This is a genomic window from Stenotrophomonas sp. 22LJNL06-5-1 (assembly GCF_056861455.1).
Window position 1 is genome coordinate 26,056 of record NZ_JBSPUE010000011.1, and the last position, 23,422, is coordinate 49,477.

Sequence of the window (23,422 nt, forward strand, 5' to 3'; positions counted from 1 at the left end):
TCCCTGCCATCGTTCCCAGGGGGGGAGCCACCTGATGTCGCTGCACGCGATTGCCTATGCCAGTGAAGCCCGCGCCGATCTGCAGACAACCGATCTTGACCGCCTGCTGGCCGACGCCACGGCATTCAATCGTGTAGCCGGTGTCACCGGTGTCCTGATGTTCGACGGAGCACGTTTCCTTCAGTATCTGGAAGGCCCGGAGGACGGCATCGATTCGGTGTTCCAGCGCATCCTCAACGCGCGCAGCCACGGGCAGCTGAAAGTGCTGTGCCGTGCACCCGTGGTGCAGCGCGCATTTCCACGCTGGTCGATGGGCACGCGGCGGATCGAGCCGGAGCTGCTGGCGCAGATTGTCGATGCCGCGTGGCCCGGCTTCCTGCTTGGCAGCGGTGGATTCGAGCGCCTGCTGCAGGCCTGGACCGGCGCCGACGGTGAACTGGAACCGGCCGCGGTGGCGTTGGGGTCCTGAGCCCGCCTTGGCGGCAGGGCGCCGGGGCCGGTAGGCTGTAGCCTTTCTGGCGCAGGTTTTCCGGAGTGGTACAGCAGATGAGTGTGTTGGCCGAAGCCATGGCAGCGTATGTGCGATCGCATCCGTTGCACGGGATGTGCCGATGAGTGCGCCGGTTGCGGCGGCCAGCGCACCCCGGTTTGCGGTGATCGGCCTGGGCTACGTCGGTCTGCCGTTGGCGGTGGCGTTTGGCCGGCAGTGGCCGACGTTGGGCTTCGATATCGATGCCGGTCGCATCGCCGAGCTGCGCAGCGGCCAGGATCACACGCTGGAAATGGAAGCCGACGAGCTGGCCAGTGCGCAGCTGCTGCAGTACGGCAGCGATCCTGCACTGCTCGATGCCTGCAATGTCTACATCGTCACCGTGCCGACCCCGATCGATGCTTACGAGCAGCCCGACCTGGAGCCCCTGCGTTCGGCGACACGGCTGATTGCCAGTCATCTTCGCGCCGGCGATCTGGTGGTCTACGAGTCCACGGTGTACCCCGGCACCACCGAGGAAGTGTGCGTGCCGCTGCTGGAACAGGGTTCGGGCCTGCGCTTCAACGAAGACTTCTATTGCGGCTACAGCCCGGAACGGGTCAGTCCCGGCGACCGCCAGCGGCGCCTGGCCGACATCCGCAAGATCACGTCCGGCTCGACACCGGAAGTCGCTGCGGTAATCGATGGTCTCTACCAGCGCATCATCGCTGCCGGTACGTTCCCGGCACCGTCGATGCGCGTGGCCGAAGCAGCCAAGGTGGTAGAGAACATCCAGCGCGACGTCAACATCGCGTTGGTCAACGAGCTGGCCCTGATCTTCGACAGGCTCGGCATCGATACCCAGGACGTACTGGACGCCGCTGGCAGCAAGTGGAATTTCCTGCCGTTCCGGCCAGGGTTGGTTGGCGGTCACTGCATCGGTGTCGATCCGTACTATCTGCTGCACAAGTCCGAGAGCGTGGGCTACCACCCGGACCTGATCCACACCGCACGACAGGTCAACAACCGCGTCGGCGAGCACGTGGCGACGCGGGTGCTGGAGATGCTGGCCGAGCGTGGCCGTGCGCCGGCGGACGCACGCATCCTGGTGCTGGGCGTGACCTTCAAGGAGGATTGCCCGGACCTGCGCAACAGTCGCGCGCTGGAACTGGCACAACGGCTGCGCGATGCTGGTGCACAGGTGGAGGTCAGCGACCCGTGGGTCGGCCCGGCGGCATTGACCGGCGAGGGCCTGGATTGGCTGGCCGAGCCCGGGGCGGGGCGTTATGACGCGGTGGTGCTGGCGGTGGCCCACGCCCGTTTCAAGGCGATGGATGAATCCGCAATCCGGGGGCTGCTGGCGCCGGGTGGCCTGGTCTACGACGTGAAATCGGCCTGGCCGCGCAACGTGGTTGACGATCGCTTGTAAGCCCGGGCAGCGAGCGGCGCGGTAGACTCGGGGGCAGTTGCAACCGAGGAAAGCCATGCACCGGTATATCGTCTACCTGCTCGCCATCCTGATGTTCCCGATATGCCTGTGGATGGCCACGATCTGGCCGGCCTGGTATTGGGGCGTCGGCCTGACTGCTGCGATGGTGGCGCTGGGGACCTGGGACCTGCTGCAGAAGCGCAGCACGCTGCGCCGCAACTATCCGGTGATGGCGCACTTCCGCTACGGGCTGGAATCGATCGGCCCGGAGATCCGCCAGTACTTCGTGCAGAGTGACCTGGAAGACGTGCCGTTCTCGCGCCAGCAGCGGGCACTGATCTACCAGCGCGCCAAGAACGAGATGGACACAGTGCCGTTCGGCACCCTGCGCAGCACCTACGCGGTGGACTACGAGTGGATCAACCATTCGCTGGCGCCGACCGCCATCGCCAAGCATGATTTCCGCGTGTTGATCGGCCCGAACTGTGCCAAGCCCTATTCGGCCAGCGTGTTCAACATCTCGGCGATGAGCTTCGGTTCACTGTCGGCCAATGCCATCCGCGCGCTGAACGAAGGCGCACGCCGAGGGGGCTTCTACCACGACACTGGCGAGGGTTCGATCTCGCCCTACCACCGTGAGATGGGCGGTGATCTGGTATGGGAGATCGGCTCGGGCTACTTCGGTTGCCGTGACGAGAAGGGCGGTTTCAGCGAGGAGCGCTTCGTTGCCAATGCCACCCATGATCAGGTCAAGATGATCGAGATCAAGCTGTCGCAGGGCGCCAAGCCCGGCCACGGTGGCGTGCTGCCGGCGCCGAAGGTGACCGCCGAAATCTCGGTGACGCGTGGCGTGCCGATGGGGGTGGACTGCGTGTCGCCGTCGCGTCACTCGGCGTTCTCGACGCCGGTCGAGCTGCTGCAGTTCGTCGCCCGCCTGCGCGAGCTGTCCGGTGGCAAGCCGGTCGGTTTCAAGCTGGCGATCGGCCACCCATGGGAGTGGTTCGGCATTGCCAAGGCGATGCAGGAAACCGGGTTGCTGCCGGATTTCATCGTAGTCGACGGCGCCGAGGGCGGCACCGGTGCGGCACCGGCCGAGTTCGTCGACCATGTCGGCGTGCCGATGCACGAGGCGCTGCTGCTGGTGCACAACACCCTGGTCGGCCTCGACCTGCGCGATCGCATCCGCATCGGTGCGGCCGGCAAGATCACCAGCGCGTTCGACATCGCGCGGACCATCGCGCTGGGTGCCGACTGGTGCAATGCCGGCCGAGGCTTCATGTTCGCGCTGGGCTGCATCCAGTCGCTGAGCTGCCACACCGACAAGTGCCCGACCGGCATCGCAACCCAGGATCCTGCGCGCTGGAAGCATCTGGATGCACCGGACAAGGCCACCCGTGTGTACAGCTACCACGAGCACACGCTGCATGCCTTGAAGGAACTGCTGTGTGCCGCGGGCCTGAACGATCCGGCTGAACTGGGGCCGGAGCACATCCTGCGCCGTGTTTCGCCGGTGGAAATCCGTTCGCTGGCCTCGCTGTACCGCTACCTGGAACCGGGCGAGCTGCTGCACAAGGTGCCCGACCATGCGGTGTTCCATGCGTTCTGGGCAGATGCACGCAGTGACTCGTTCCAGCCGCCGCCGAAGATCCAGGCACTGCGCGCCAGCAAGTCGCGATAACCGTTGTTGTAGAGTCGAGCCATGCTCGACTGCCTTTCGATCAGGCATCGCGACGTCGGAACGAAGAACAGTCGAGCATGGCTCGACGCTACAAGGAGGCATCATGCAGTTCAGGATCGGCACCATGGATGACGTGGCCACGCTGTGGGCACTGCGCACGCGTTGCGTTCGCGAGACCTGCAGCAGCCACTATCCGGTGGAGGTCATCGCACCGTGGTCGGCTTCTCCGCCGCCGTCGCAGTACGCACGGCTGCTGGGGCAGGGCGGCTGCGTGGTGGCCGAGGACGGGCAGGGTGTCCTGCTCGGCTTCGGCGTGTTCGATGCCGATGCCAATGAAGTCGATGCGTTGTTCGTCGATCCGGATCGTGGCGGCAAGGGCATCGGCCAGGCACTGATGCAGCGTCTGCTGGCGATGGCCGATCCTGAGCGTGAGGTGGTGCTGTCGGCCTCGCTAAACGCCGTGCCGTTCTATCAACGGCAGGGGTTCATCAGCGTGCGCGAAGAGGCCTACCCGCATCCCAGCGGCGTGGCGCTGGCTTCGGTGAGCATGCGCAGGCCATGGTGATGTAGCGTCGAGCGTGCTCGACGGCTTTTGTAGAGTCGAGCCACGCTCGACTCTACAAGGCAGGCGTCACCGCTCCGCCAGCCACCCGATCACGCCGTTCGCAGCACGCAGGCCACTGGCGTAGCACGCGGTCAACAGGTAGCCACCCGTCGGTGCCTCCCAGTCCAGCATCTCGCCGGCACAGAACACGCCGGGCACTGCCCGCAGCATCAGGCCATCATCCAGCGCATCCAGGCGCACGCCACCGGCGGTGCTGATCACCTCGGCCATCGGCCGGGGACGCTGCAGGCACAGCGGCAGGCGCTTGAGCGTAGCCGCCACGGCAGGCAGGTCGTTGCCCGCTTCTTTACCCAGGATCTCGAACACCAGTGCGGCTTTCACTGCGTCCAGGCCGGCCTGGCGGCGCAGGTGCTCGCCGAAGCTGCGGCCCTTGCGCGGGCGTGACAGATCGGCCAGCAGGCGCGCCTCGTCGCGGCCCGGCACCAGGTCCAGCCACAGCATCGCGTGGCCATCGCGGTTGATGGTCTCGCGCAGGTCCGCCGCCAACGCATAGATCAGGCTGCCTTCGATGCCGTACTCGCTGGCCACGCATTCGCCCTGCAGCGACTGTGGCTGTCCGGCCAGGTCGATCCAGTGCGCGACCACCGGCTTCAACGGCGCACCGGCATTGCGCTGGGCGAAGAACGCGGTCCAGTCCACGTCGAAACCGCAGTTGGCCGACTGCAGCGGTGCGATGTCCACGCCACGGGCCTGCAGTGGCGTGACCCAGGCGCCGTCGCTGCCCAGCTGCGGCCAGCTGCCGCCGCCCATGGCCAGCAGAGTGGCATCGGCATGTACTTCAACGGTGCCGGCTTCGGTTTCAAATCGCAGCGCGCCGTCGTCACTCCATCCGATCCAGCGGTGGTTGGCGTGCAGGCGCACCCCCTGTTCTTTCAGGCGGCGCACCCAGCTGCGCAGCAAGGGCGCTGCCTTGCGGTCGACCGGAAACACACGGCCGGAGCTGCCGACGTAGGTTTCCACGCCGAAGCCAGCGGCCCAGTCACGCAGTGCCTGCGCGTCGAAGCCATCCAGCCAGCGACCGACCGTTTCGGCCTGCTCGCGGTAGCGGCTGTCGAACAGCGGGCGCGGATCGGAATGGGTGAGGTTGAGCCCGCCCTTGCCAGCGATCAGGAACTTTCGGCCGGGCGAACCCTTGGCCTCGTACAGGTCAACGTCCAGCCCAGCGGCGCGCAGGCGTTCGGCGGCGAACAGGCCGGCCGGGCCACCGCCGATGACGGCGACCCGATGGGGCGTTGTGGTATTACGGTTTGACATCGAGCAGCTCGACATCGAACACCAGCGACGAGCCGGCCGGAATCGGGCCAACCCGGCGGTCGCCGTAGCCATAGTCCGGCGGGATCATCAGCGTGCGCTTGCCGCCGACCTTCATGCCGGCCACGCCCTCATCCCAGCCGCGGATGACCTGGCCGGCGCCGAGCGCGAAGGTGAACGGTTCGCCACGGCTGACCGAGCTGTCGAAGGTCTTGCCGTGCTTGGTTTCGGTGCGGTTGTCGTAGATCCAGCCGGTGTAGTGCACGGTGACCTTGTTGCCGGCAACGGCTTCGGCGCCGGTGCCTGGGACGGTATCGATGCGCTCGAAGGTGGTCAGGGTGCCACCCGGCGGCGGGCCGGACGGTTCGGTAGAGCAGCCAACGGCGGCGAGGGACAGCAGCAGGGGAAGCAGCAGGCGGCGCATCGGGCGTCTCCGGAAGGGCGCAGGGCGAGGGCGGCAAGGGTAGCGCATCGGCGCCGGGTATCATGGGGGCATGGCAAAACTCCTGCTCAATCTGCGCAATGTCGGTGACGACGAGTATGCCGATGTCTGCACGCTGCTCGACCAGCATGGCATCGCCTGGTATCGCACCGAACCCAGCCCCTGGGGCATTTCCAACGGCGGCCTGTGGCTGCGTGAGGACACCGATCATCTGCGTGCGAAGGCGCTGATGGCGGAGTACCAGGCCGAACGCGGGCCGCGCATCCGTGCCGAGCGCGAGCAGGCGTTGCGCGAGGGCACGGCGGAGACCTTCGGCAGCCTGTTCCGGCGCCGACCGGGGTATGTGGTGCTGGTGCTGCTGGCGATGGCCGGTGCGGCGGCGCTGGTATTGCTGCCGTTCGTGCTGTTGCGGGGATAAGGGGGTTCGGCCGGGTTGCACCCGGCACCCGCGGTAGTGCCGGCCGCTGGCCGGCAACAGCAACAGCAACAGCAACAGCAACAGCAGGCATTCCGTGGGATGGCGTGGCGGTGTGGGTTTGCGGGGCCGCCGTGAACCCGTCCCTGGGGGCTTGGTCGCCGCATCCATGCGGCTCACACCCCGCAAATCCACACCGCCCCGCCTTCGACAGTTTCACGCGATCTGCTGGCGCTGGGGGCGGATCCCTCCGATGCGCAGAGGGCTCTGACCGCTGAATCTGCAGATCTTCAGTAGATCCACGCCATGCGTGGATGAACGTGAAAATCTGACCCTGGGGCGGTCTGGCGCTAAAATGCCAGGATGATCGCCAATACTGCTGCCTACCATTTCGCCGTCATCGACGCTCCCCAGGCCCTGTGCGACCAGCTGCTGGCGCGCGCCGAGGCTGCGCAGCTGCGCGGCACGATCCTGGTGGCGGGCGAGGGGCTGAACCTGTTCCTGGCGGGTGCACCGGAGGCGGTCGAGGGTTTCTACGTGGCACTGCGTTCTGACGCGCGCTTTGCCGATGTGCGTGTCAAGACCAGTCTGAGCGAGCATCAGCCGTTCGCGCGGCTGAAGGCCAAGGTGAAGGACGAGATCATCAGCTTCCGCCGTGACGACGGCCAGCCGCTGGACTATCCACGCGCACCGGCGATCGATCCGGCCACGGTGCAGCGCTGGTTGCGGCAGGGGCATGACGACGCCGGCAAGCCGGTGGTGATGCTCGATACCCGCAACCTGCAGGAAGTGGAGTACGGCACCTTCAAGGATGCGCTGGTGCTGCCCATCCACAAGTTCACCGACCTGCCCGAGGCGCTGGCGCCGCACCGCGAAGCGCTGAAGGACAGCACCGTGGTCAGTTTCTGCACCGGCGGCATCCGCTGCGAGAAGGCCGCCCTGTGGATGGTCAATGACGGCATGGACAATGTGCTGCAGCTCGATGGCGGCATCCTCGGCTACTTCGAGGAGGTGGGCGGCGAAGGCTACGAAGGCCGCTGCTTCGTGTTCGATGAGCGCGTGGCACTGGATGCCGAGCTGAAGCCGATGGTTGACCAGCCGCTGGCCGAGCCGCGCCCCAGCGCGTTCTGATGCTTCCCCGGTAGAGCCGGCCGCTGGCCGGCTGCCAGCGCACGTTGCCTGCCGGCCAGCGGCCGGCACTACCGGATCAAGCCCGGCCAGCCCTGAACCCGCCCCACGGGAATCAGCATCCCGCCACCGACACTGGCCGCCGCGCCCGGCCGACCCCATGCATGGGGGATCCTGTGACGGAAAAACGCCTGATGATCCCGTTGTCGATCCTTGACCTGGCCCCGGTCTGCGAGGGCAGTGACACCACCGCTGCCTTCGCCAACATGCTGGAACTTGCCCAGCACGCCGATGCGCTGGGCTACCGCCGCTACTGGCTGGCCGAACACCACAACATGCCTGGCATCGCCAGCGCGGCCACCGCCGTGTTGATCGGCCACGTGGCGGGTGGCACAAAGCGCATCCGCGTCGGTGCCGGCGGCATCATGCTGCCCAACCATGCCCCGCTGCAGGTGGCCGAGCAGTTCGGCACGCTGGCCTCGCTGTATCCGGACCGCATCGACCTCGGCCTGGGTCGTGCGCCGGGCACCGATCAGCCGACCGCGCGTGCACTGCGCCGCTATTTCGACAGCGCCGACCAGTTCCCGCAGGACGTGCGCGAGCTGCTGCACTACTTCGAGCCGGTACAGCCCGGGCAGGCGGTGCAGGCGGTTCCGGGTGGTGGCCTGCGGGTGCCGACCTGGATCCTCGGTTCCAGCCTGTTCGGCGCGCGCATGGCCGCCTCGATGGGCCTGCCGTATGCATTCGCCTCGCACTTCGCGCCCGACGTGATGGACGAAGCGCTGGCGGTGTATCGCCGCGAGTTCCGCCCCTCGGCCACGCTGAAGCAGCCGCACGCGATGCTGGCCCTGAACGTCGTCGCCAGCGACAGCGAGGCCGAATCGCGGCGCCTGTTCACCAGCCAGCAGCAGAGTTTCGTGAACCTGCGTCGCGGCCGCCCGGGCAAGATTCCGGCACCCATCGACGACATCGAGTCCTTCTGGGAGCCGCATGAAAAACTGGGCGTGGAGCGGGCGCTGGCCTGCACCGTCCTCGGCGATCCGCAGCAGGTGGCCGATGGCATCGCCGCTTTCGTTGAACGGCACAAGCCCGACGAGCTGATGCTCACCGCCAACCTGTATGACCATCGCGCGCGCCTGCGCTCGTTCGAACTGGCGATGCAGGCCTGGCACGCCCGCCACGCGGGCTGAACAATTGCGTCACGGCCCATTGCGGCCGAACCGCGTCTGATGGGGGCTCATATCGAAGGAGCCCCCTCATGGCCGACACCCGCGCCGAACACATTGCCCAGCTGGCAGATCTGATCAAGGACGTGGAGGTGGCGATGTTCACCACCACCGGCGTCGACAGGAGGCTCTACAGCCGGCCGCTGGCCACCCAGCAGGTCACTTTCGACGGTGACCTGTGGTTCGTCATCACTGCCGACAGCCCGAAGGTGGCCGAGATCGCGCTCGATCCGCGCGTCAACGTGGCCTATGCCTCGCCATCGAAGAATACCTATGTGTCTGTGGCGGGACGCGCGCGGGTTGTCGATGATCGCGCGAAGATCGAGGCGCTGTGGTCGCCGGCGATGAAGCTGTTCTTCCCAGGCGGCAAGGACGACCCGAACCTGCGCCTGATCCAAGTGCGCGCCGACTCGGCCGAGTACTGGGATGGGCCGGGCACGCTGCTGGGCACGGCGCTGAGTTTCGTGCTGTCGGCGGTGCAGGACGAACCGGCGGCGTTGGCCGACAACGGGTTCATCGATCTGCGCTGAGAGCTTCATCCACGCATGGCGTGGATCTACTGATTCCAGGCACGCGTGTTTCCCAGTAGATCCACGCCATGCGTGGATGGGGCGACCCCGGTGGATTCCGGCTCAGAACCAGCGCTGGAACAACTCCACCATATAGCCCACCAGCTGCCCCGAACTGAAACCGAAGAACGCGATCGCCGCCAGCGCCGCGATCCAGTTGAACAGCATCAGCGCGCCATCGCGTTCCAGCAGCGCCAGCGAGAACAGCAGCAGCTGGAAGCCGAACAGGAAGTTGGTGAAGGGAATCGGCAGCGACAGCAGCAGGCCCAGCAACACCAGCAGCAGGCCGCTGAAGGCGTGCGCCGGCAGCGGTGTCAGCAGCTGCGGCAGGCGCGGCTTGAGCATCTTGTCCAGGCGCCGAAGCGGGCGGTCGATGCGGTCCAGGAAACGGTGCATGGTGCTGCGCTTTGGCCCGCGGCGGGCGATGAAGCCGGGCAGCCAGGGGCGGCGCAGGCAGCACAGCATCTGCAGGCCGATCAGGATCACCAGTGGACCGCTGACTGCACCGCCCATGCCCGGGATCGGGATGAACGACGGCAGGATCGCCACGAACAGGAACACGCCGAATGCGCCCTGCTGCAGGTTGCACAGGATCTGGCCGAGCGGCATGTGCTCGGTGGGATCGCCGGAGGCGAACATCTCCAGCAGGGTGCGGATGCCCTCGTTACGGTAGGCCGGGCGCTGCTGGCCCGGACCCTGGCCGGCCTCAGGCGGTGAGCTCATCGGCCTGCTCGTCGGACAGCGTGCGCAGCAGCAGCTTGTCCACCCGCGCACCGTCCAGGTCGACCACCTCGAAGCGCCAGCCGGCCCAGTCGAAGTATTCGCCGGCGTGCGGAATGCGGCCGAAGTAGTGGATGCACATGCCGGCCAGCGTGTAGTAGTCGCCATCCTCGGCATCGGGCAGGTCGTTGCTGCCGATCAGCTCGCGCAGGTCCTCGATCGGCAGCGAGCCGTCCACCAGCAGCGAGCCGTCCTCGCGGGTCACCACCAGCGCATCCTCGTCGGCGTTCTCCACCGCCTGCAGGCGGCCGACCACGGCGCCCATCAGGTCGCTGATGGTCACCAGGCCTTGGATCTCGCCGTATTCGTCCACCACCAGCGCCATCGACTGCTGTTCCTCGCGGAAGATCTCCAGCAGCTTCATCGCGTGGGTCGATTCGGAAACGTACAGCGGCTCGCGCAGGGTCTGGAACAACGCGTTGTCGCCGCGCGCCATGCGCGTGGCCAGCGATTTCAGTTCCAGCACGCCGACCACGTCCATGTCGTTGTCGCGGTACACCGGGTATCGGGAGAACTCGTGCTCGGCCATGATTTCCAGATTGCGCTCCAGCCCGCCCTGGGTATCCAGCCAGGCGATGCGGTTGCGCGGCGTCATCAGGCTGTCGGCGGTGCGGTCGCCCAGGCGCATGACGCGGTTCATCATGTCGCGCTCGTGGGCGTCGATCACGCCGGCCTCGTGGCTTTCGGCCACCAGCATGCGGATCTCTTCTTCCGTCACCGAGGCGACTTCATCCTTGCCCAGGCCGAACAGGCGCAGCACCAGCTGGGTGGTCTTGGACAGCAGCCAGACGAAGGGCAGCGCCAGCTTGGCCAGCCAGCTCATCGGCATCGCGACCAGGCCGGCGATGGCCTCCGAGCGGGTCAGCGCCAGGCGCTTGGGTACCAGTTCACCGAAGATCAGCGTGATGAAGGTGATCAGGCTGACCGCCAGCGCGGTGCCGATGTTGCCGGCATAGGCAAAGCCCGGCATCAGGCCCTGGATCCAGCCGCCGAAGGCCTCGCCCAGCGCCTCACCGCCGAGGTAGCCGGTCAGCACGCCGATCACGGTGATGCCGATCTGCACGGTGGACAGGAAGCTCTCCGGCTTCTCCGACAGCTCCAGCGCCTTGGCGGCCCGCTTGGAGGTGGCGGCCATCTGCTTGAGGCGGCTCTTGCGCGAGGTCATGACCGACATCTCGGACATGGCGAAGAAGCCGTTCAGCAGAACAAGCGCGAAGACAATCAGGATCATTTCAAACACGGGCGTCGTCCCCGGTTGGTGGCAGGGAGGGCGGGTGCTGGCGATGGCGGCTGGCGCTCAGGAACAGGGTCCGGCGCGGCGCTGGGGGATAAGGGTCGTCGTCCATAAGGTGCGCCCGAAGGCGCGCTGGCATCTTAGCAAAGGGGCGTGGCAGGGTGGCAACCGCCTGTTCAGGTTGAGGGTTCCAGAGCCCCGAAAGGGGGCGGGGATACCCGTGATGGTCATCTAGCCGTCATAATTCCGTCTGGTGCCGTCCTTCCCGCGACGGCTGACAGGTTTCTCAATGTTCTCTCTGCAGACCATTTTCGGTTCCGGCAAACAGTTCTACACCCTGCTCGATGAGGCTGCTGTCGCGGCTTCCGACGCCGCCAAGGCGCTGCATTCCATGCTGCGCGAGGCCGACCGCCAGCCCGCGCTGGACGCCTTCAAGCTGGCCCGCCTGCGCGAACGCGCGGCCTCGGACAAGATCAGCCAGGCGCTGGTGGACAGCTTCATGACCCCGATCGAGCGCGAAGACATCGAAGCGCTGGGCTCGGCGCTGTACAAGATTCCCAAGCAGATCGAGAAGTTCGCCGATCGCTATTCGCTGGCCACGACCCACCTGGAGCACATCGACTTCGCGCCGCGCGCGGCGATGCTGGAACAGGCTGCCGGCGTGGTGGTGGAGATGGTGGCCGACCTGCGCCACATGAACCTGGACCGGATGACCGCGCTCAACGAGAAGCTGCGCTCGCTGGAGAACGAGGCCGACCGCCTGATGCTGGAGCTGTACCGCGACATCTACTCCGGTCGCCTGGACAACCTGCAGATGTTCCTGCTGAAGGAATTCTTCGAGATCCTGGAAAAGGCCATCGACCGTTGCCGCGAGGCCGGCGTGGTGGCGTACCAGATCGTGTTGAAGAACAGCTGACGGACGCCGCCGCATGTTGACCCTTGTCCTGGTGGTGATCCTGGCCGCACTCGTCTTCGAGTTCATCAACGGATTCCACGACACCGCCAACTCCATTGCCACCGTGGTGGCGACCAAGGTGCTCTCGCCCGGCTGGGCGGTGATGCTGGCCGCCTTCATGAACCTCATCGGTGCACTGACCGGTACCGCGGTGGCGCTGACCATCGCGTCGGGCCTGCTCAACACCAACGTGGTCGACGTCACCCCGCAGGTGATCCTGTGCGCCTTGCTGGGCGGCATCATCTGGAACCTGATCACCTGGTGGAAGGGCCTGCCGTCCTCGTCCTCGCACGCCCTGATCGGTGGCCTCTGCGGCGCCGGCTTGGCCGCGGCCCACAACAACTGGGACGCTCTGATCTGGTCTGAACGCCTGGGCAGCTGGGCGCAGAACAAGGGCCTGCTGTGGAAGGTGTTCGTGCCGATGATCACCTCGCCGATCGCCGGCTTCCTGCTTGGCATCGTAGTGATGGTGCTGCTGTGGGGCCTGATCGCCGGCCTGGCCAAGATCGGTGGTGCCATCGGCCGCCTGGCCCGCCCGCGCATCGTCAACGCGTTCTTCGGCAAGGCCCAGATCGCCTCGGCGGCCTACATGGGCTTCGCCCACGGCCACAACGACGCGCAGAAGACCATGGGCATCATCGCCATGACACTGATCGGTGCCGAAGCTACCGGCGCACTGAACGACCTGCCGTCCTGGCTGGCCTTCATGCACCCGGACGCGCATGCCGGTGACGGCATCGCGATGTGGATCGTGCTGACCTGTGCGGTGGTGATGGCTGCCGGTACCGCTTCGGGCGGCTGGAAGATCATCAAGACCCTGGGCCACAAGATGGTCAAGCTGCACCCGATCCACGGCTTCGCCGCGGAGACCAGCTCGGCCACCATCCTGACCCTGGCCGCCCACTTCGGCATGCCGGTCTCGACCACGCACAGCATCTCCACCGCGATCATGGGCGTCGGCTTCGCCAAGAACCCGCGCTCGCTGAAGTTCGGCGTGATCGAACGCATCGTCTGGGCCTGGATCCTGACCATCCCGGCAGCCGGCGGCTGTGCGTACCTGATCCTGAAGCTGTTCGAGTTGTTCGGCTGGACCTGATCGTCGCGCCAAGGTGCACACGAAGAAGCCCGCCGGATACCGGCGGGCTTTTTTCATGGGCAGAGAATTCTTCCGGACACATCGTGTCGACCAAGGTCGACACCTACCAGAGCAGAAACAGGGATCCGATCCCGTGCCGACCAACGGTCGGCACCCACCAACAGCAGCAGGAACCTGTCAGCGGCGGGGTGGGGTGGGGTTGCAGGACCGTTGGCGCCATGGATGGCGCCATCGAGCCCCCAGGGATGGGTTTACGGCGTGTCCTGCAATCCCACCCCACCTCGCCAGCCCACGGAAACCCGGCTTTTGATGTTGCCGTTGCAGTCGCCGTTGATCCGGCGGGTGCCGGGCCGCCAGGCCCGGCCGAACCCCTCAATTACGTTGGAAGAGCGCCTGCACATCCTTACGGAACGCCGCCTGGCTGTCCGCCCGGCTGTAGAACATGTGCCCGCCCGGATAGCTGCGCACCTGCACCCGATCCGGGTTGCTGCCCATCGCCGGCATCTGGTCCACCGTCAGGATCGACCCCATGAACGGGCACGACAGGTCATTCCAGCCATGCACGATCAGCACCTGCAGATGCGGATCGATCGCCACCGCCTGCCGCAGCTGGGTCACCGCCCCCTGGCGCAGCTCGCCACCGCGGTCCCACAGCCGGTTCACGTCGTAGTTCAGCGCCTGGTAGCGCGCATCGACCTTCCAGCCCACCACGCGCGTCACGAAGTCGACCATCGCCGTGGTGGTCGGCGCAATGATGCTGTCCAACAGCGGATCATTGGCGCGTTGCTCCGGATCATTCGGGAACGGATCGAACGCGGTCACGTTCGAGTCGTAGCGGCTGCCCAGCGTGCCCTTGTCGCGGAACACCTCACGCAGATAGGCCTGGGTCTCCAGGCGGCCACCGGCGCGGCGCACGAACTGCGGGTCCAGCCCGGTCAGCGCGGTCACCCGGCGCAGCATCGCCTCGGTCGCCTGCGGATCGCTGCGGCCCTTCATCAGCGCGGTGGCGTAGTCGCCACGGGTGTATTCCACCACCTCGCGCATCGCCGCATCGGTCAGCTTGCCCTGGCGCTCCAGGTGCGCGGCGGCGATTGACGGCAGTGTCTGCATCCAGGCCATCGGCGAGACATCGACGTTGTCTTCCAGGGTCGGGCTCAGGTAGGGCGAGACCAGCACCAGGCCGTTCATCGCCACGCCCAGCCGTGTCTGCAGGAAGTGGGTGATGCGCGGGCCACGGTAGCCGCCGTAGCTTTCGCCGGTCAGGTACTTGCGTGCGCCCATGCGCTGGTTGCGCAGCAGCCAGTCGTAGATCGAGCGCGACAGGTACTCGATGTCGGCGCTGGGGTTGTACAACTGCTTCTTCGCCTCGTCATCGCCGATGCGCGCGCGGCTGAAGCCGGTGCCGACCGGGTCGATGAACACCAGGTCGGTGAAGTCCAGCCAGGTGCCCGGGTTGTCGTGCAGGGTGGCGGGTGCCGAGGCGCTGTCACCCTCCGAACCAAAGGTGACCACCTTGGGCCCGATCGCGCCCATGTTGAGATAGACCGACGATGCACCCGGGCCGCCGTTGAGCGCGAAGGTCACCGGCCGGTCCTTGCCCGGCATCGTATAGGCGGTGAACACCACATCGGCGATCACCTTGCCCTTGGCATCGCGCACCGGCAGGGTGCCGACGGTGGCGGTGTAGTCCAGGGTGCGGCCGGCCAGGCGCATGCTCTGGCGGGCCGACGCATCGGCGGGCAGCGCAGGCGCCTCGGTCTTGTCGTCTTTCGGGTCGGGCTTGGCCTCGGCGTCAGGCGCGGCCAGCACGCTGGCAGGGGCGATGAGCAGGCCGACGCAGAGCGCGGCAGTATGCAGCAGGGACTTCATGGCACCGGATTGGCAGCGGAAGGGGGTTTCGATGCTAGGCCGGTGGCGGGCAGGCCGTATGTGTCCAAAGGCATGGCCGCGCGTCGAGGCCGCCACTGGCCAGATTGGGTCAAGCGGGCAGGGGTGTGCGCACGTCGTCGTCAGCCAGCAGGCCGTATACCGCCGAATCGGACAGTTCGCCCTGGATGCGCCAGCGCTGCCGCAGCACGCCCTCCAGGTGGAAGCCCAGCCGTTCAAGCACGTGTGCCGAGGGCCGGTTGCGCGGGTCGACTTCAGCTTCCACGCGATGCAGGCGCAGGGTCTGGAACAGGTAGTCCAGCAGGTGCTGCAGCGCTTCGTGCATGTAGCCCTGGCCCTGCCTGTCGGGGGCCAGCAGATAGCCGATCTCGGCGCGAGCGGCATCGCGGTCCAGGGCGAACACCACGCAGATGCCCAGCAACGGGCCGTCCAGCGTTTCGCGCACGGCCAGCTTGAGCTGGGTGCCGGTGGCCTGTGCGGCCAGGTCATCGTCGATCTGCGCGCGCGCCTCGGCCGGTCGCGTCCACGCCGGGTGGTTCCAGAACCGCATCACGTCCGGATCGGACTGGATCGCGAACAGGGCGGCCGCATCGTCGCGGCGGATCGGGCTCAGGACCAGGCGCGCGCTGTGCAGCGGCAGGCCCGGGAACAGCAGCGAGTGGCTGGCCAATACGATGGTCCACGCGGATGGACGCGCATTATGGCGCCGCCGGGTTTGCCGATGGGGGCGTAATGCCAAGGGCGCATGAACCGGTAGTGCCGGCCGCTGGCCGGCAGTTCTGCCTGGATCACGCGGATGTCGAGGTTGCCGGCCAGCGGCCGGCACTACCGGGCAACCGGGCAACCGGGTCAGAGCCGTTTCCCGGCAGGAAACGGATCCGACCCCCGCGCCGGTATCAGACTTCCAGCGAAGCCAGATCGCCCTTCGACTCCAGCCAGCCCTTGCGGTCGGAGGCGCGCTTCTTGGCCAGCAGCATGTCCATCAGCGAGCGGGTCTGCTCGCCATCGTCCACGGTCAACTGCACCAGGCGGCGCGTATCGGGGTGAATGGTCGACTCGCGCAGCTGTGGCGGATTCATCTCGCCCAGGCCCTTGAAGCGGGTGACGTTGATCGCGCCCTTGATCTTCTCGCGTTCGATCTTGTCCAGCATCGAGCGCTTTTCTTCCTCGTCCAGGGCGTAGAACACCTGCTTGCCCACATCAATGCGGAACAGCGGTGGCATCGCCACGAATACGTGGCCGGCATCGACCAGCGCCGGGAAGTGCTTCAGGAACAACGCGGTGAGCAGGGTGGCGATGTGCAGGCCGTCCGAGTCCGCGTCGGCCAGGATGATGACCTTGCCATAGCGCAGGCCGGCAATGTCGTCCTTGCCCGGGTCGCAGCCGATGGCCACGGCCAGGTTGTGCACTTCTTCCGACGCCAGCACGCTGTTGGAGGACACTTCCCAGGTGTTGAGGATCTTGCCGCGCAGCGGCAGGATCGCCTGGAAGTCCTTGTCACGCGCCTGCTTGGCGCTGCCGCCTGCCGAGTCACCCTCCACCAGGAACAGCTCGGTGCGCGACAGGTCCTGGCTGATGCAGTCGGCCAGCTTGCCGGGCAGGGCCGGACCCTGGGTGACCTTCTTGCGGACGACCAGCTTTTCGGTCTTCAGGCGCGCACTGGCGCGCTCGATGGCGATCTGCGCGATCTTCTCGCCCAGTTCCACGTTCTGGTTCAGTAGCAGGCTGAACGCATCGTGGGCGGCGCCTTCGATGAAGCCGGCCGCTTGGCGCGAGGACAGGCGTTCCTTGGTCTGGCCGCTGAACTGCGGGTCGGTCATCTTCAGCGACAGCACGAACGACACGCGGTCCCACACGTCTTCCGGGGCCAGCTTGACGCCACGCGGCAGCAGGTTGCGGAAGTCGCAGAACTCGCGCAGCGCCTCGGTCAGGCCGGTACGCAGGCCGTTGACGTGGGTGCCGTGCTGGGCAGTGGGGATCAGGTTGACGTAGCTTTCCTGCACCAGCTCGCCTTCCGGCAGCCAGGCCACGGCCCAGTCAACAATCTCGGTGTCCTTCTTCAGGTTGCCGACGAACAGCTCGGCCGGCAGCATCTCGCGATCGCCCAGCTCCAGCTTCAGGTAATCGCGCAGGCCGTCTTCGTAGTACCAGGTATCGACTTCACCGGTGGCTTCGTCGGTCAGCTTCACGGTCAGGCCCGGGCACAGCACGGCCTTGGCGCGCAGCAGGTGCTTGAGCGCGCGCACCGCGAACTTGGGCGTGTCGAAGTACTTCGGGTCGGGCCAGAAGCGCACGCGGGTGCCGGTATTCTTCTTGCCGACGCTGCCGACCACTTCCAGCGGGGTGGCGCGGTCGCCGTTGCGGAAGGTGATGCGGTGTTCGGCACCTTCGCGCTTGATGTGCACTTCCACCAGGGTCGACAGCGCGTTGACCACGCTGACGCCGACGCCGTGCAGGCCGCCGGAGAAGGTGTAGTTGTTGTTGCTGAACTTGCCGCCGGCATGCAGGCGGGTCAGGATCAGCTCGACGCCCGGGATCTTCTCTTCCGGATGGATGTCCACCGGCATGCCACGGCCGTCATCGCTGACCTCCACGCTGCCGTCCTTGTACAGGGTGATCTCGATCGAGCGGGCGTGGCCGGCGAGGGCCTCGTCCACCGAGTTGTCGATCACTTCCTGCGCCAGGTGGTTCGGGCGCGCGGTGTCGGTATACATGCCGGGACGGCGCTTGACCGGGTCAAGGCCGGACAGGACTTCAATATCGGCGGCGTTATAACGGGCGTTCATCTGTCTTCGAAAGCTTGGAGCGACGGGCAAGTGTGGGGTCTGGCACGGGATTTTGCACGCCTGCGGTTCAGTCTCGGCGACGCAGAGGGGGTAAAATGGCAGCCGCTGGAGTCTGAACGCCGGCGACCCCTGTTGGGTCGAAACATCCAAGCCATACCGCGAGGAGGACCTCATGAAGAAGTTGCTGACCATTGCGATCCTGGCCGCTGCCGCTGTTGCAGTGCCGCTGGTGGTGGCGCAGAACGCCGGCCAGCCGGCCCCGCAGCAGGGTGACCAGGCCGACAAGGCGCAGGCCGAGGCCGATGCCAAGGCCAAGCGTCGGGCCCAGGCCAATGCCGAAATGAAGGCGCAGGGCCAGCCGGCCCCGCAGCAGGAAGAAGAGGAAGAAGCGCGTAAGAAGCGCTGATCCCGCAACCTGCCAGGCGCCCTTGCGACAAGGGTTGCGCTCCGGAACGCCCCGCTTTGCGGGGCGTTTCTTTTTAGTGACGTGCCATCTGCCTCTTGGGTTGGCGGCCATCAATCTGTAAACTATGGCTTTCCGGGAGTAAGTGCGTGTCCACCATTTGCGAATGGGCTGGAGCGGCCAAGCGTGGCTTCCAGCATGGCGGGTCGCAGGTGACGGTCGATTTGACCGGCACGGCCGCCCCGACCTCGCACGGTGGTCCCCGTCCGGCGCCTGCCGCCGCACGGATCCGCGCCTCCCTCGCTGCCACAGCGAACCGGAAAACCCCCTCTGAGCACCATGCCCGCCCTCCGGGTGCGCGTGGTGCTGCCGTTTTCCATTTCCAGACAGGATGCTTGCAGCCATGACTCCCTTGATTTTCGTAACCGGCGGCGTGGTGTCCTCGCTCGGCAAAGGCATTGCCGCCGCGTCGCTGGCCGCCATTCTTGAAGCCCGTGGCCTGAAGGTCACGATGATGAAGCTCGACCCGTACATCAACGTCGACCCGGGCACCATGAGCCCGTTCCAGCACGGTGAGGTCTACGTCACCGACGACGGCGCCGAGACCGACCTCGACCTCGGCCACTACGAGCGCTTCGTGCGCACCCGCCTGAGCCGCAAGAACTCGGTCACCACCGGCCGCATCTACGAGAACGTGATCCGCAAGGAGCGCCGCGGCGACTACCTGGGCGCGACCGTGCAGGTCATTCCGCACATCACCGACGAGATCCGCCGCTGCATTGACGAAGCCACCGAAGGCTACGACGTGGCCCTGGTCGAGATCGGCGGTACCGTCGGCGACATCGAGTCGCTGCCGTTCCTGGAAGCGATCCGCCAGGTGCGCACCGAGCGTGGCCCGGAGAAGGCGCTGTTCATGCACCTCACCCTGGTGCCGTACATCGGCGCCGCCGGTGAGCTGAAGACCAAGCCGACCCAGCACTCGGTGAAGGAACTGCGCTCGATCGGCATCCAGCCGGACGTGCTGCTGTGCCGTTCGGAACAGGCGGTGCCGGATTCGGAGCGCCGCAAGATCGCCCAGTTCACCAACGTCTCCGAGCGCGCCGTGATCAGCGTGCCGGACGTGGACGTGCTGTACCGCATTCCGTCGGGCCTGCACGCGCAGGGCCTGGACGAGATCGTGGTCAACCAGCTGAAGCTGGCCGACAAGGTCGGTCCGGTCGATCTGTCGATGTGGGAGGACGCGGTCGATGCGACCCTGCATCCGCTGGACGAAGTGACCATCGCCGTGGTCGGCAAGTACGTCGATCACCAGGATGCCTACAAGTCGGTCGGCGAAGCACTGAAGCACGGCGGCCTGCGCCAGCGCACCAAGGTCAACCTGAAGTGGCTGGAAGCACAGGACCTGGAAGGCACCGACATGGCCGCACTGGCCGATGTCGACGGCATCCTGGTGCCGGGTGGCTTCGGTGACCGTGGTTTCGAGGGCAAGGTGCTGACCTCGAAGTTCGCCCGCGAGCAGCACGTGCCGTACTTCGGCATCTGCTACGGCATGCAGGCGGCCGTCGTCGATTACGCCCGCAACGTGGTCGGCCTGGAGGGTGCCAACAGCACCGAGAACGACCGCCAGTCGCCGAACCCGGTGATCGGCCTGATCACCGAGTGGCGCACGGCAACCGGCGACGTCGAAAAGCGTGATGACAAGAGCGACCTCGGTGGCACCATGCGCCTGGGCCTGCAGGAGCAGCGCCTGAAGCCGGGCACGCTGGCCCGCGAGCTGTACGGCAAGGACGTGGTCGCCGAGCGTCATCGCCACCGCTATGAGTTCAACAACCGCTACCGCACCCAGCTGGAAGATGCAGGTCTGGTGATCGCCGGCAAGTCGATGGACGACACCCTGGTGGAAGTGGTCGAACTGCCGCGCGATGCCCACCCGTGGTTCCTGGCCTGCCAGGCGCACCCGGAATTCCTGTCCACGCCGCGTGACGGCCATCCGCTGTTCATCGGTTTCATCCGTGCCGCACGCGAGCGCAAGGCCGGCGGCAAGCTGCTGCAGGAAGCCCGCGCCTGACTTGTGATGGGGGCCGTCGGCCCCCATCTTGCACGCTTCAACCCCCAGCGTACCGGCCCGGCCGGTGCCGCGGACAACAAGGAAACGCCATGAAACTGTGTGGATTCGAGGTCGGGCTGGACCAGCCCCTGTTCCTGATCGCCGGCCCCTGCGTGATCGAGTCGATGCAGCTGCAGCTCGATACCGCCGGCAAGTTGAAGGAAGTCACCGACAAGCTCGGCGTCAACTTCATCTTCAAGTCCAGCTTCGACAAGGCCAACCGCACTTCGGGCACCGCGTTCCGTGGTCCGGGCATGGAAGAGGGCCTGAAGGTCCTGGCCGAGGTCAAGAAGCAGATCGGCGTGCCGGTGCTGACCGACGTCCATGAGTACACCCCGATGGACGAAGTGGCGTCGGTGGTGGATGTGCTGCAGACCCCGGCGTTCCTGGTCCGCCAGACCGATTTCATCCGCAAGGTGTGCTCGGCCGGCAAGCCGGTCAACATCAAGAAGGGCCAGTTCCTGGCGCCGTGGGACATGAAGCCGGTCGTGGAGAAGGCCAAGGCCACCGGCAACGAGCAGATCATGGTCTGCGAGCGTGGTGCCAGCTTCGGCTACAACAACCTGGTCAGCGACATGCGTTCGCTGGCGGTGATGCGCGATACCGGTTGCCCGGTGGTGTTCGACGCCACCCATTCGGTGCAGTTGCCGGGCGGGCAGGGCACCAGTTCCGGTGGCCAGCGTGAGCACGTGCCGGTGCTGGCCCGTGCCGCCGTGGCGGTAGGCATCTCCGGCCTGTTCGCCGAGACCCATCCGGACCCGTCCAAGGCCCTGTCCGATGGCCCCAATGCATGGCCGCTGGACCAGATGGAAGCGCTGCTCGAGACCCTGATGGAACTCGATGCGGTGACCAAGAAGCACGGCTTCTCGCGCTTCGCGTGAGTCGTGACCCGTGGCTGGCGCTGGAAACCCAGCGTCACCGCCGGCATTGGAAACAGTGGCCGTGGGGCCTGATCGCACTGGGCCTGGCCGTGCTGTTCACCGTGGGCATGTTCGGCCTGGCGCTGATCGGCGCCGCGTCCGTGCGGCCACCCGGTGATGGCAGCAGCGCACTCGATCTGCGGGCGTACTTCGTTGCGCTGCTGGTGGCAGAGCTGCTCGGTGCGGTGGGATGCGTCGCTGCCGCTGTGCTGGCCTGGCGGCTGAATCGCGGCAAGGTCACGGCTGGGCTGGCGATCATCCTGCTCTCGCTGTGGCTGGGCGCCCTGTTCTACGGATTGCTTTGATGAATACGACCACATCGGCGCGTGGCTGGCCCTGGGGCCTGATCGCCCTGGGGCTGTCCGTGTTGACCTGGATCGCCCTGGTGGTGGGCGTGCTGGCCTTCACGTCCGGTTTCCGGCCGCCGGGGGACGGGAACAACGGCGTGCAGGCCACGCAGTGGTGGTTGCTGGGCGCGCTGGTCACGATGGTGCTGTCCTTCCTGGGCAGCCCGGTGGCGATGGTACTGGCCTGGCGACGGCGGCGTGGCCCCATCCTGGCGGCGATTGCTGGTGCATTGCTGGTGATGCTGGTGTCGATGGTCCTGATCGTGATCGGGTCCAGCTGGGGCTGAAGCCGCCACGCCATTTGGCAAGTGGCGGGCAGCCGGGGATAATCACGCGGCATTCGTTTTGTCGCCCCCTCTCCAGACAGGTAACCGGCCCGACCATGAGTACGATCCGCAGCATCCACGCCCGTGAAATCCTCGACAGCCGTGGCAATCCCACGCTGGAAGCCGAAGTCATCCTGGAGGACGGTTCGTTCGGTCGCGCCGCGGTTCCCTCCGGCGCCTCGACCGGCACCAAGGAAGCGGTCGAGCTGCGTGACGGCGACAAGACCCGTTACCTGGGCAAGGGCGTGCGCAAGGCCGTCGACAACGTCAACACCACGATTGCCGCCGCGCTGAAGGGCTTTGAGGCCACCGACCAAGCCGGCCTCGACCGTCGCCTGATCGACCTCGACGGCACCGAGAACAAGGGCCGCCTTGGCGCCAACGCGCTGCTGGGTGTTTCGATGGCCGCCGCGCACGCCGCTGCCGCATCGAACAAGCAGGCGCTGTGGCAGTACCTGGCCGCCAAGACCGGCGTGACCCCGTCGCTGCCGGTGCCGATGATGAACATCATCAACGGCGGCGCGCACGCCGACAACAACGTCGACTTCCAGGAGTTCATGGTGCTGCCGGTCGGCTTCACCTCGTTCTCGGAAGCGCTGCGTGCCGGTACCGAAATCTTCCATTCGCTGAAGTCGGTGCTGAAGGGCCACGGCCTGAGCACGGCGGTCGGCGACGAAGGCGGCTTCGCACCGGACTTCCGCAGCAACGTCGAAGCGCTCGACACCATCCTTGAAGCGATCGGCAAGGCCGGCTACACCGCAGGTGAAGACGTGCTGCTGGGCCTGGACGTGGCGTCCAGCGAATTCTTCGAGAACGGCAAGTACAACCTGGTCGGCGAGAACAAGCGCCTGACCTCCGAGCAGTTCGTCGACTTCCTCGCCGACTGGGCCGCGCAGTACCCGATCATCACGATCGAAGACGGCCTGGCCGAGAACGACTGGGCCGGCTGGAAGCTGCTGACCGACCGCATCGGCAAGAAGGTGCAGCTGGTCGGTGACGACCTGTTCGTGACCAACCCGAAGATCTTCCAGGAAGGCATCGACTCGGGCACCGCCAACGCGATCCTGATCAAGGTCAACCAGATCGGCACGCTCAGCGAGACCCTGGAAGCCATCGCGATGGCTGACCGCGCCGGTTATGCCGCCGTCGTCTCGCACCGTTCGGGCGAAACCGAAGACACCACCATCGCCGACATCTCGGTGGCCACCACCGCCACCCAGATCAAGACCGGCTCGCTGTGCCGCAGCGATCGCGTGGCCAAGTACAACCAGCTGCTGCGCATCGAGGAAGCCCTCGGCGCCGGCGCGCGTTACGCCGGTCGTGACGCGTTCGTTTCGCTGAAGCGCTGA

23 protein-coding genes are annotated in these 23,422 nt (G+C 66.4%); 16 read left to right on the forward strand and 7 right to left on the reverse strand.

The window, feature by feature from the left end; all coding sequences use genetic code 11:
- Window positions 1-34: 34 nt before the first annotated feature.
- The 4 genes from AC13GF_RS19670 to AC13GF_RS19685 all read left to right on the forward strand — a co-directional run bounded on the left by AC13GF_RS19670 (window position 35) and on the right by AC13GF_RS19685 (window position 4,141).
- A complete protein-coding gene (locus AC13GF_RS19670) occupies window positions 35-469 on the forward strand; it encodes a BLUF domain-containing protein (RefSeq protein WP_032128935.1) in 435 nt (144 codons plus the stop codon).
- A gap of 142 nt (window positions 470-611) precedes the next feature.
- A complete protein-coding gene (locus tag AC13GF_RS19675; protein WP_483005731.1) occupies window positions 612-1,898 on the forward strand; it encodes a nucleotide sugar dehydrogenase in 1,287 nt (428 codons plus the stop codon).
- A gap of 55 nt (window positions 1,899-1,953) precedes the next feature.
- Window positions 1,954-3,576, forward strand: coding sequence for an FMN-binding glutamate synthase family protein (locus AC13GF_RS19680; RefSeq protein ID WP_483005732.1), 1,623 nt, complete (start codon window positions 1,954-1,956; stop codon window positions 3,574-3,576).
- A 103-nt stretch (window positions 3,577-3,679) separates the two neighbouring features.
- Window positions 3,680-4,141 carry a GNAT family N-acetyltransferase gene (locus AC13GF_RS19685; protein ID WP_483005733.1) on the forward strand — a complete coding sequence of 154 codons (462 nt, stop codon included), beginning with the start codon at window positions 3,680-3,682 and terminating at the stop codon, window positions 4,139-4,141.
- Between the two features lie 66 nt (window positions 4,142-4,207).
- Here AC13GF_RS19685 and AC13GF_RS19690 read toward each other — a convergent pair whose 3' ends face one another.
- Window positions 4,208-5,455 (reverse strand): TIGR03862 family flavoprotein, encoded by a 1,248-nt coding sequence (locus tag AC13GF_RS19690; RefSeq protein ID WP_483005734.1) that lies wholly within the window; start codon window positions 5,453-5,455, stop codon window positions 4,208-4,210.
- Window positions 5,442-5,876 carry an FKBP-type peptidyl-prolyl cis-trans isomerase gene (locus AC13GF_RS19695; protein ID WP_049421508.1) on the reverse strand — a complete coding sequence of 145 codons (435 nt, stop codon included), beginning with the start codon at window positions 5,874-5,876 and terminating at the stop codon, window positions 5,442-5,444. The genes AC13GF_RS19690 and AC13GF_RS19695 overlap by 14 nt, the downstream gene beginning before the upstream one ends.
- A 70-nt stretch (window positions 5,877-5,946) precedes the next feature.
- Between AC13GF_RS19695 and AC13GF_RS19700 the strand changes: the two genes are divergently transcribed.
- From AC13GF_RS19700 to AC13GF_RS19715, 4 genes are all read left to right on the forward strand, one after another.
- Entirely contained in the window at window positions 5,947-6,312 is a 366-nt protein-coding gene (locus AC13GF_RS19700) for a DUF6164 family protein (protein ID WP_483005735.1), read from the forward strand.
- Between the two features lie 360 nt (window positions 6,313-6,672).
- On the forward strand, window positions 6,673-7,440 hold the full coding sequence (locus tag AC13GF_RS19705) for a sulfurtransferase (protein WP_483005736.1): 768 nt from the start codon (window positions 6,673-6,675) through the stop codon (window positions 7,438-7,440).
- A gap of 191 nt (window positions 7,441-7,631) precedes the next feature.
- Window positions 7,632-8,627, forward strand: a complete 996-nt coding sequence (locus tag AC13GF_RS19710; RefSeq protein WP_197646853.1) for an MsnO8 family LLM class oxidoreductase — start codon at window positions 7,632-7,634, stop codon at window positions 8,625-8,627.
- A 68-nt stretch (window positions 8,628-8,695) separates the two neighbouring features.
- A complete protein-coding gene (locus AC13GF_RS19715; protein ID WP_483005737.1) occupies window positions 8,696-9,193 on the forward strand; it encodes a pyridoxamine 5'-phosphate oxidase family protein in 498 nt (165 codons plus the stop codon).
- A 102-nt stretch (window positions 9,194-9,295) separates the two neighbouring features.
- On the opposite strand, the gene AC13GF_RS19720 is transcribed toward AC13GF_RS19715, so the two are convergent.
- Together AC13GF_RS19720 and AC13GF_RS19725 are read right to left on the reverse strand one after the other, a co-directional pair.
- Window positions 9,296-9,955 (reverse strand): exopolysaccharide biosynthesis protein, encoded by a 660-nt coding sequence (locus tag AC13GF_RS19720; protein WP_483005738.1) that lies wholly within the window; start codon window positions 9,953-9,955, stop codon window positions 9,296-9,298.
- Window positions 9,939-11,243, reverse strand: coding sequence for a hemolysin family protein (locus AC13GF_RS19725; protein WP_295558195.1), 1,305 nt, complete (start codon window positions 11,241-11,243; stop codon window positions 9,939-9,941). Before AC13GF_RS19725 ends, AC13GF_RS19720 begins: the two co-directional genes overlap by 17 nt.
- A 292-nt stretch (window positions 11,244-11,535) precedes the next feature.
- Here AC13GF_RS19725 and AC13GF_RS19730 point away from each other — a divergent pair, with 292 nt between their 5' ends.
- Both AC13GF_RS19730 and AC13GF_RS19735 read left to right on the forward strand, forming a co-directional pair.
- Window positions 11,536-12,162 (forward strand): DUF47 domain-containing protein, encoded by a 627-nt coding sequence (locus tag AC13GF_RS19730; RefSeq protein WP_004152833.1) that lies wholly within the window; start codon window positions 11,536-11,538, stop codon window positions 12,160-12,162.
- 13 nt (window positions 12,163-12,175) lie between these two features.
- The gene (locus AC13GF_RS19735) at window positions 12,176-13,297 is read left to right on the forward strand and encodes an inorganic phosphate transporter (RefSeq protein WP_006431323.1); all 1,122 of its coding nucleotides are present in this window, start codon (window positions 12,176-12,178) and stop codon (window positions 13,295-13,297) included.
- A 372-nt stretch (window positions 13,298-13,669) separates the two neighbouring features.
- Here AC13GF_RS19735 and AC13GF_RS19740 read toward each other — a convergent pair whose 3' ends face one another.
- The 3 genes from AC13GF_RS19740 to parE form a co-directional block, all read right to left on the reverse strand.
- A complete protein-coding gene (locus AC13GF_RS19740; protein ID WP_483005739.1) occupies window positions 13,670-15,166 on the reverse strand; it encodes a S10 family peptidase in 1,497 nt (498 codons plus the stop codon).
- Between the two features lie 109 nt (window positions 15,167-15,275).
- Window positions 15,276-15,854: a GNAT family N-acetyltransferase gene (locus AC13GF_RS19745; protein WP_049421510.1), complete on the reverse strand. Its 579-nt coding sequence runs from the start codon at window positions 15,852-15,854 to the stop codon at window positions 15,276-15,278.
- A gap of 226 nt (window positions 15,855-16,080) precedes the next feature.
- Window positions 16,081-17,970, reverse strand: a complete 1,890-nt coding sequence (gene parE, locus AC13GF_RS19750) for a DNA topoisomerase IV subunit B (protein WP_019338185.1) — start codon at window positions 17,968-17,970, stop codon at window positions 16,081-16,083.
- Between the two features lie 172 nt (window positions 17,971-18,142).
- Between parE and AC13GF_RS19755 the strand changes: the two genes are divergently transcribed.
- The 6 genes from AC13GF_RS19755 (at window position 18,143) to eno (ending at window position 23,422) form a co-directional block, all read left to right on the forward strand.
- On the forward strand, window positions 18,143-18,376 hold the full coding sequence (locus AC13GF_RS19755) for a hypothetical protein (RefSeq protein WP_005416022.1): 234 nt from the start codon (window positions 18,143-18,145) through the stop codon (window positions 18,374-18,376).
- Between the two features lie 400 nt (window positions 18,377-18,776).
- The gene (locus tag AC13GF_RS19760) at window positions 18,777-20,441 is read left to right on the forward strand and encodes a CTP synthase (RefSeq protein ID WP_032130113.1); all 1,665 of its coding nucleotides are present in this window, start codon (window positions 18,777-18,779) and stop codon (window positions 20,439-20,441) included.
- A gap of 89 nt (window positions 20,442-20,530) precedes the next feature.
- Window positions 20,531-21,361, forward strand: a complete 831-nt coding sequence (gene kdsA / locus AC13GF_RS19765; RefSeq protein ID WP_014036736.1) for a 3-deoxy-8-phosphooctulonate synthase — start codon at window positions 20,531-20,533, stop codon at window positions 21,359-21,361.
- Complete coding sequence (locus AC13GF_RS19770; protein ID WP_483005740.1) at window positions 21,358-21,705, forward strand: hypothetical protein; 348 nt, start codon at window positions 21,358-21,360, stop codon at window positions 21,703-21,705. The genes kdsA and AC13GF_RS19770 overlap by 4 nt, the downstream gene beginning before the upstream one ends.
- Window positions 21,705-22,034, forward strand: a complete 330-nt coding sequence (locus tag AC13GF_RS19775; protein WP_126927819.1) for a hypothetical protein — start codon at window positions 21,705-21,707, stop codon at window positions 22,032-22,034. The genes AC13GF_RS19770 and AC13GF_RS19775 overlap by 1 nt, the downstream gene beginning before the upstream one ends.
- 95 nt (window positions 22,035-22,129) lie before the next feature.
- Window positions 22,130-23,422: a phosphopyruvate hydratase gene (gene eno / locus AC13GF_RS19780; protein ID WP_107233103.1), complete on the forward strand. Its 1,293-nt coding sequence runs from the start codon at window positions 22,130-22,132 to the stop codon at window positions 23,420-23,422.

Bases quoted from the DNA above. Each gene is read 5' to 3' on its own strand.
- AC13GF_RS19670 (WP_032128935.1), top strand. From the start codon at position 35: ATGTCGCTGCACGCGATTGCCTATGCCAGTGAAGCCCGCGCCGATCTG.
- AC13GF_RS19675 (WP_483005731.1), top strand. From the start codon at position 612: ATGAGTGCGCCGGTTGCGGCGGCCAGCGCACCCCGGTTTGCGGTGATC.
- AC13GF_RS19680 (WP_483005732.1), top strand. From the start codon at position 1,954: ATGCACCGGTATATCGTCTACCTGCTCGCCATCCTGATGTTCCCGATA.
- AC13GF_RS19685 (WP_483005733.1), top strand. From the start codon at position 3,680: ATGCAGTTCAGGATCGGCACCATGGATGACGTGGCCACGCTGTGGGCA.
- AC13GF_RS19690 (WP_483005734.1), bottom strand. From the start codon at position 5,455: ATGTCAAACCGTAATACCACAACGCCCCATCGGGTCGCCGTCATCGGC.
- AC13GF_RS19695 (WP_049421508.1), bottom strand. From the start codon at position 5,876: ATGCGCCGCCTGCTGCTTCCCCTGCTGCTGTCCCTCGCCGCCGTTGGC.
- AC13GF_RS19700 (WP_483005735.1), top strand. From the start codon at position 5,947: ATGGCAAAACTCCTGCTCAATCTGCGCAATGTCGGTGACGACGAGTAT.
- AC13GF_RS19705 (WP_483005736.1), top strand. From the start codon at position 6,673: ATGATCGCCAATACTGCTGCCTACCATTTCGCCGTCATCGACGCTCCC.
- AC13GF_RS19710 (WP_197646853.1), top strand. From the start codon at position 7,632: ATGATCCCGTTGTCGATCCTTGACCTGGCCCCGGTCTGCGAGGGCAGT.
- AC13GF_RS19715 (WP_483005737.1), top strand. From the start codon at position 8,696: ATGGCCGACACCCGCGCCGAACACATTGCCCAGCTGGCAGATCTGATC.
- AC13GF_RS19720 (WP_483005738.1), bottom strand. From the start codon at position 9,955: ATGAGCTCACCGCCTGAGGCCGGCCAGGGTCCGGGCCAGCAGCGCCCG.
- AC13GF_RS19725 (WP_295558195.1), bottom strand. From the start codon at position 11,243: ATGATCCTGATTGTCTTCGCGCTTGTTCTGCTGAACGGCTTCTTCGCC.
- AC13GF_RS19730 (WP_004152833.1), top strand. From the start codon at position 11,536: ATGTTCTCTCTGCAGACCATTTTCGGTTCCGGCAAACAGTTCTACACC.
- AC13GF_RS19735 (WP_006431323.1), top strand. From the start codon at position 12,176: ATGTTGACCCTTGTCCTGGTGGTGATCCTGGCCGCACTCGTCTTCGAG.
- AC13GF_RS19740 (WP_483005739.1), bottom strand. From the start codon at position 15,166: ATGAAGTCCCTGCTGCATACTGCCGCGCTCTGCGTCGGCCTGCTCATC.
- parE (WP_019338185.1), bottom strand. From the start codon at position 17,970: ATGAACGCCCGTTATAACGCCGCCGATATTGAAGTCCTGTCCGGCCTT.
- AC13GF_RS19755 (WP_005416022.1), top strand. From the start codon at position 18,143: ATGAAGAAGTTGCTGACCATTGCGATCCTGGCCGCTGCCGCTGTTGCA.
- AC13GF_RS19760 (WP_032130113.1), top strand. From the start codon at position 18,777: ATGACTCCCTTGATTTTCGTAACCGGCGGCGTGGTGTCCTCGCTCGGC.
- kdsA (WP_014036736.1), top strand. From the start codon at position 20,531: ATGAAACTGTGTGGATTCGAGGTCGGGCTGGACCAGCCCCTGTTCCTG.
- AC13GF_RS19775 (WP_126927819.1), top strand. From the start codon at position 21,705: ATGAATACGACCACATCGGCGCGTGGCTGGCCCTGGGGCCTGATCGCC.
- eno (WP_107233103.1), top strand. From the start codon at position 22,130: ATGAGTACGATCCGCAGCATCCACGCCCGTGAAATCCTCGACAGCCGT.